This window comes from Streptomyces sp. AC627_RSS907 (assembly GCF_019049165.1).
Window position 1 is genome coordinate 1 of sequence record NZ_JAGMUE010001370.1, and the last position, 556, is coordinate 556.

Genomic DNA, 556 nt, shown 5'->3' on the forward strand with positions numbered 1-556 from the left:
GCCGTGGCTTTGGCCGTGGTCCGCGTCGGAGTCGGGGTACGGCGTGCGGGTGGAGGGCGGCGAGCTGAGCGCGCCGGGTGCCGCGTCGCCGGTCGACGGGGTCGCGGCCCCGGAGTCGCCCGGCTCGTCGGCACCGGTGGCCTTGGCACCGTTGGACGAGCCGCTGGTCTCGGAGCCGTCCGCGGACCCGGCGGACCCGGGGCCGCCGTCGGACGCGCCCGCGCCGGACGTGCCAGACGTACCCGACGCGCCGGAGGCGTCAGAGGGGCCGGAGGCCGCCGGGCGCCGGGTCGGGATGCCGCCGCCCAACGTGTTCGCCGCCTCCTGGAGCCACTCCGGCGGCGTCAGCAGGAACGAGGTGGCCTCCAGGTCGAGCCGGCCGGCCGGCGCGGCGGGCGCCGCGGGGGCCTGGGCCGCCGCCCCGTACTCCTCCTCGTACCGTCGGATCACCTCGCCCACCGGGAGTCCCGGCCACAGCGTGGTCTCGCCGCTGTCGCGGGCGATGACCAGCCGCGCGCTCTGGGTGCCCGGCGCCCGCGAGGGCCCGTCGGGGCGG

1 pseudogene is annotated in these 556 nt (G+C 79.9%); it reads right to left on the bottom strand.

The window, feature by feature from the left end:
- Positions 1-556 (bottom strand): annotated as a pseudogene (locus KUM32_RS44600) (hypothetical protein); the annotation flags it as partial.